The organism is Pseudomonadales bacterium, from assembly GCA_013215025.1.
Classification (GTDB): domain Bacteria; phylum Pseudomonadota; class Gammaproteobacteria; order Pseudomonadales; family DT-91; genus DT-91.
Genome location: JABSRR010000178.1, coordinates 1 through 5,985, shown reverse-complemented (window position 1 = coordinate 5,985; position 5,985 = coordinate 1). Strand labels below are relative to the sequence as shown.

Below are 5,985 nucleotides of genomic sequence, written 5' to 3'. Positions count from 1 at the left end.
CAATGAGGCAATGAGGAAATAAGGCAATGAGCCCTAATAAGAAATGTAGTCAGATGAACCGACGAGGGCGCAGGATGCCAACGCGAACGTTATTAATATACAGCTGCCGACTAGCCTTAAACGTGCTCTGTTTGACTACCGCAGCTGCCGTAACTGCAACAACTGTTTCAACTGCTTCAACTGCTTCAACTGCTTCAACTGCTTCAACTGTCGCAGATAGCCAACCACAGGCCATTAAAAGCATTAACGATAGTGATGTACAGCAAGCGCTGTCCTTGATTGGTCAAACACGCGCATCAGCACATTACCCCTGTGCAGAGTGCCACGGTATCGATGGCAATCCCGGTATGACTGCAAAATATAATAAGCAGTCACCCAAGCTTGCGGGGCAATCCTCCAGCTATTTACTACGCCAAATGCTTGCCTTCAAAACTGGGCAGCGCTTTACCGCTGAGATGGCTGGCATCCTAGATGCTTATGATGAGGCAGAACTAGCCATCATAGCCAATTATTATGCTCAGCAGACAGTGGCAGAAAACCGCCCTTTCTCGCCTGAACTAGACACACTTAAACGCAGCATTCCAGAAAACCAACAATGGTTAGCGCGCGGCAAAAAACTATTTACTCAGGGTGACAGACAACAAGGCATTATCGCCTGTCAGCTTTGTCATGGTGGGCTTTCACAACGGTCGCTGCATGTTAGCCCCCAACTGCAGGGGCAATATGCACGCTATACGCGTATGAGTTTACACGCCTATAAAAATCACACTCGGACCACCGATAAACACTGGGGCAGCCCGATGCAACAGCTTACACAGTTGCTCAGCGAGCAGGATATCAATGCGCTAGCGGCATATCTCGAGCGGCCATATTAGGCTTTATTAGCCTGTATTAGGCAAAAGCAGTATCAGCAAGTGGCATCAGGCCATATGACTTTCTCTATCGGCACAGGCCTTGGTGATAGCCTGCAATAGAGCTGTCTGCTGTACCGGCTTTAACAGCCAGTCAATCAAGTGTGCATGCGAATCAACTGCAATACTCTCTTGCAGTGCTGAAACAATAATGATTTTAGGCCGATAGCTTTGCTCTAATTGCTTAAGCAGCTCAAGCCCAGACATCACCGGCAGCTGGTAATCCATGATAATCAGATCGGGTTTATAGCTATTAAGCAGCTCGATGGCGTCAAATGCATGGCTACAACAGGCCAGAACGTCAATATTGTCGATGGGCTGCAATAATTCAAGCAAGGCCTCAGCCGCAAGCTGCTCATGATCAATAATAATGGTCGATAATGGTGAGGCATCTGCTGATATATCTAATGACGGCATAAAAGTCCTAATGGCTAAGAGCAAAGAGCTAAGGGCAGCAAAAATACAGTGAAAGCTTCAGCCATTTGGCTGAGCCATCATTATAATTTGCCGCTCAGTCGCTCGCGAGCAAGCAAAGCCCACTCAAGCCCGCTTAAAGCCCATTCACTTCGAAAAAGCCCATTCACTAAGTAAAAGTCCGTACACTTAGCTAGGGCCAGTAAAGTTGGCTAGCCCTAGCTTATATGTGCTGCGCGGCTATCAAGGCTTAATGCTCTTGCCGTTTTATCGGTTTGTCTGATGGCTGAACGAAATACTAACCAGCACTTTTGATTACCACTCGCGACGTGGTATGTTGATTGGCACTAAACAGCTGCAACTCACTATCAACCGAGAGGTATTGCTGCAAGCGATCACGCACTAAACTGAGCCCTAAACCCTGCCCAGGCGAAACCACAGATGACGAGTCAGAAACATTGTGCTCCGGTGCATGATAGGCAGTCTGCGCCAGCATATTGGCACTATCGTGCACATTTAAATACACATCGCCATCTTGTTGATAGCAGTGAATAGTAATCTTACCGCCATTAATATTCTGACTAATGCCGTGCTTAATCGCATTTTCGACCAGGGTCTGCAAACTAAAGGTGGGCAAATTGACGCTATCGACGTCTAATTCAATCCGTTGCTCAACTTGCAGATGATTTTGAAATCGCGTTTGTTCAATTCGCAAGTAGCGATTCACGTGTTCAAGCTCTTGCCGCAGAGTGCATAACTCGGATGGGCGCTGCAAATTCATGCGCATGAGATTAGAAAGATCCATAATTAACTGACGTGAGAGTTCAGTATCTTTATTGGCAGTAAAATAAATGGTGTTCAGCGCATTAAAGAGAAAATGTGTATCCACCTGAGCTTTCAGTAATTTAAGCTCGGTTTCAGACTGCAGCTTATCATTTTGCAGCTTTTGCAAATGACTTAAATGCTGTGCCGCAATAGCCGCAATAATACTGGCCAGGCTTTCATCAACCAGCGGCATTAAGCCTTGATTGGATTCAATAAATACCAGCTGGCCAAAATGGTGTTGCTCATCGGCAAGGTCAATTTTAATCAGCGGATGCATCTGATTTTGCAGCGCTGTTTGTGCTTCTATCGCCGCTATCACATCAGCGGCATCGTTATTATGCGCAGTAAAGAGCGGCTTTAGTTTAGATTTTCGATGCACATACATTTCAGCGCTGTCAACCGCGCGGCTAGGCAGCATAATCACCGCATCTACCCCGGTACGCTGTTGAATAACTTGCAAGAAGCTTTGTCGACTATCTGCGCTTGGCGACAGTGCCAAGTTTTCAACTAAATCCTTAGCGATAATCAAACTTTTTTCCGAATAGCTCCGCAAGGTAACGCGAAAAGTTTGTAATAGATATAACAGTAGAAATACACCAAGTGCATTGACCAGCAGCATCAGGCTATCGCTAACAATAAAATAATGTATTGATGACACCACATCGGTGGTGATAATGCTAAACACGGTGATCGCCAAAACATGCATCATAGAAAAGCCGAGGCTAGTGCATAATATATAACGCGCCTGCAGCAACCACTGTCGCTGATGGCTTCGCATACAGTAATAACTCACTAAACCTGCCGTTAGCCCATCAACTAAGGACGCCAGCATAACCGGCTGGGCAAACACACCACCAACATCTACGCTGTAATAGATGCCAGCCACAGCCGCAACCAATACACCCACCACTGGCCCACCGAGTAAACCGGCAATAATCACACCTATCGCACGCGTGCTAATCATGCCCTGCGCATACAGCACTGAAAACTCATGGCCAATCACGCTAAGAAGTAGCCCTAGCAAAAATATAAAGCGCTTATCGCGATACAGACGGACAAATGAAATATTAAACAGCTGAAGAAATAGCTGAATCAATAAATAAGTGATACCCACATAGGTAAACACCATAATCGAAAGCTGTTGCACGACAGTGAACAAGTCGTGATTAGCGCTGTTAAATATGTCGGTGAGCATAATAAAAACCACTCTGATAAATTGAATAAAGAGTCAGTGCTGGCGCATAGTCACAGCAATGCTAACCATGGTTTTATTATAAAAGAGACAGAGAAGTAATGCGTTAGCTGACAGCCCAGTCACATCTGACATAGGCCCATTCAAACGCAATTGAAGAAAACAGAGCTATAGCCTGCTCAAGGCCATCGTTATTTTAGAATAATGCGTGCAATCGTTTGCTGGTCTTCAGTAAACAGTAACAGTTCACTCTGATAATGCGAATACTGATTCAGTCGGTTTCGCACTAAATTTAGCCCTAAGCTTTTATCTTTCTTATGGGCTTTTACGCTGTCAGACGCTGGCTGAGACTGCTCGGCGCTGGCGGCGTTATTGGCGGCAAAAGTATTTGCGGTATCGGCAACATCAATATGGATAGCCTTACCGCGTTGATAGCAGTGAATGGTAACCTTACCACCGCTGAGACTTTTACTGATGCCGTGCTTGATCGCATTTTCCACCAAGGTTTGCACACTAAACATAGGCAGCTGAATCGCCTCAGCGTCTAGTTCGACCTGCTGCACAACCTCAAGCTTATCCTGAAATCGCACTTGTTCTATGCGTAAATAACGATTCACATGATCCAGTTCATCTTGAAGGCTACAAAGCTCTTCTTGACGCTTTAAATTCACGCGCATCAAATTCGATAAATCCATCACTAATTGTCGTGATAAATTTGGGTCTTTATTGGCGGTATAATAAATGGTGTTTAAGGTGTTAAATAAAAAATGCGAATCTACCTGCGCTTTCAATAATTTTAACTCGGTATCAGATTGCAACTTCTGCTGCCTAAGCGTTTGATTCTTAATGATATTACGAGAAACTGCTATCATCACAAGACCACCAATCACAAACGCTAAGAACACACCCGCCTCGGTAATAGTTTGCGCGTAGAAGGTAGTTTTTTCCTGACGCTCAAGACGCAGCGCTAATAATCGTTGCTCTTCTTGAATAAACAGCGCCAGCTCATCGCGAATCTTATTCATATACTGGCGCCCCTCCTTCTTTTCAAATTCGATATAAAGCGCATCCATATCGGCGGTTTCAGCTTCTTGCATAGCCAATTGAATCAAACGCTCGGCATAATTATCGATCCATGCGTAAACCGCCTGTGTCAGCTCAGCAGAGGCCCCGACACTTTTTAAATGCTCGCCAATCACCGCAACACCCGCTTCATAGGGCTCTAAATACACCGCTTTTTCAGTCAATAAAAACCCGCGCAAGCCGGTTTCCATATTGATCATATCTAATAAAACGCGATCTTTTTCAGCCTCACTCAAGCTAGAACGGGCCACCTGCGCTCTTAAGGCATCCATGGTTTGTTTACCGATACCTGAATCGATCACTTGGGCGATTTCACGCTCAAGATCCTCACCTTGAAGAATATTTTTACGGATTCTAATATAGCGTTCTGCCACATTTTGCCGCCATTGAGAGGCTAAACGCTCAACCCCCTCTAAACGTCTTACTTGCGGCGGGTTGTCTGACACAGTCTCTTTCATGCTGATAATCAATGATGAGAATTCCACATAGCCTTCGCGATAAGGCTCTAAAAATTCATCGATACCGCTCACTACATGGCCGCGCATGCCTGTTTGTTGGTCAACCATATGGCTTTTCAAGCGGTTTGCCTGACCAATAACCTTGTAGGTGTGCTCTACCCATTTGGTATCATCGAGCAATTGATTAATACTCCAGTACACAACGCCGCCCACCGAAAGCAGCATGAGCAAGGTAAAGCCGGTGGCCAAAAATAACTGCGTTTTTAGTTTCATAAGCGGAAGAATCTTAGATTGGGCGAATTAGCTAAAGCTAAAGCAAAGCAAAATAGCTAATGGAGAAATATTCAGAAAAGCGCAGCAACGCAAGCAGCACTGTGCTCACCAAGGCTGCTGCGGTGACATTTTAACCGCGTAGCTGCTGGCGCAGCTTGGTGGATGCACGTCGACTGGCAACAAAACGCTTGCCCGAGTTTAAACTGACTTCAACCGCACGGCCCTCGGGCGATACGCTGTCAACGCAGTCAATATTAACTAATACCGTGCGCGACAGACGCAAAAACTGCTCACTTAGCGACTCCATCGCCGCTAAGGTGCATTTGCCATTATAGGCCTGATCTTCGGTGTAAATACGCAGGCCAGAAGCTTCAACTTCGGCATACACCACATCGGTACAGTTAAGCATGTGAATATTGCCAAGCTGAGAAGCAGGAATTCGCTGTGGCTTATGTTCACTGTAGATTTTTTCGCTGGCCTTAAATGACTGGGCTTTTTCGATCGCGCGGCGTAAGCGCGGCTGTTCAATCGGTTTCAGTAAATAGTCAATGGCGTTGGCGTCAAAGGCTTGCAGTGCATATTCATCATGCGCGGTGATAAAAATAATTTTCGGGTCAAACTCGGGGTCAATCAGATTCAATAGCTCAAGCCCCGAAATGGCGGGCATATTGATATCTAAAAATACTAGATCTGGGTTCAAGGTTTGAATGCTGTCGAGTGCTTCAACCGCATTACTGCAGGTGCCAATCACCTCTACTTCAGGGAAGTCTTGCAACAGTTCCTGCAGCGCCATGGTAGCAAAAGGTTCATCATCAACCAGCAAGGCACG

The 5,985-nt window shown here is 45.8% G+C and carries 5 protein-coding genes; 1 reads left to right on the top strand and 4 read right to left on the bottom strand.

The genetic code is table 11. The features are described from left to right. Positions 1-131 precede the first annotated feature (131 nt). Positions 132-875: a c-type cytochrome gene (locus HRU21_11150; GenBank protein NRA42844.1), complete on the top strand. Its 744-nt coding sequence runs from the start codon at positions 132-134 to the stop codon at positions 873-875. Between the two features lie 45 nt (positions 876-920). On the opposite strand, the gene HRU21_11145 is transcribed toward HRU21_11150, so the two are convergent. The 4 genes from HRU21_11145 to HRU21_11130 all read right to left on the bottom strand — a co-directional run. Continuing rightward, a complete protein-coding gene (locus tag HRU21_11145; protein ID NRA42843.1) occupies positions 921-1,328 on the bottom strand; it encodes a response regulator in 408 nt (135 codons plus the stop codon). Between the two features lie 295 nt (positions 1,329-1,623). Continuing rightward, positions 1,624-3,345, bottom strand: a complete 1,722-nt coding sequence (locus HRU21_11140; GenBank protein ID NRA42842.1) for a histidine kinase — start codon at positions 3,343-3,345, stop codon at positions 1,624-1,626. 188 nt (positions 3,346-3,533) lie between these two features. Next, complete coding sequence (locus tag HRU21_11135) at positions 3,534-5,156, bottom strand: CHASE3 domain-containing protein (GenBank protein ID NRA42841.1); 1,623 nt, start codon at positions 5,154-5,156, stop codon at positions 3,534-3,536. Between the two features lie 130 nt (positions 5,157-5,286). Continuing rightward, on the bottom strand, positions 5,287-5,985 hold a 699-nt coding region (locus HRU21_11130; GenBank protein ID NRA42840.1), incomplete at its 5' end, for a response regulator.

Bases quoted from the DNA above. Each gene is read 5' to 3' on its own strand.
- HRU21_11145 (NRA42843.1), bottom strand. From the start codon at position 1,328: ATGCCGTCATTAGATATATCAGCAGATGCCTCACCATTATCGACCATT.
- HRU21_11140 (NRA42842.1), bottom strand. From the start codon at position 3,345: ATGCTCACCGACATATTTAACAGCGCTAATCACGACTTGTTCACTGTC.
- HRU21_11135 (NRA42841.1), bottom strand. From the start codon at position 5,156: ATGAAACTAAAAACGCAGTTATTTTTGGCCACCGGCTTTACCTTGCTC.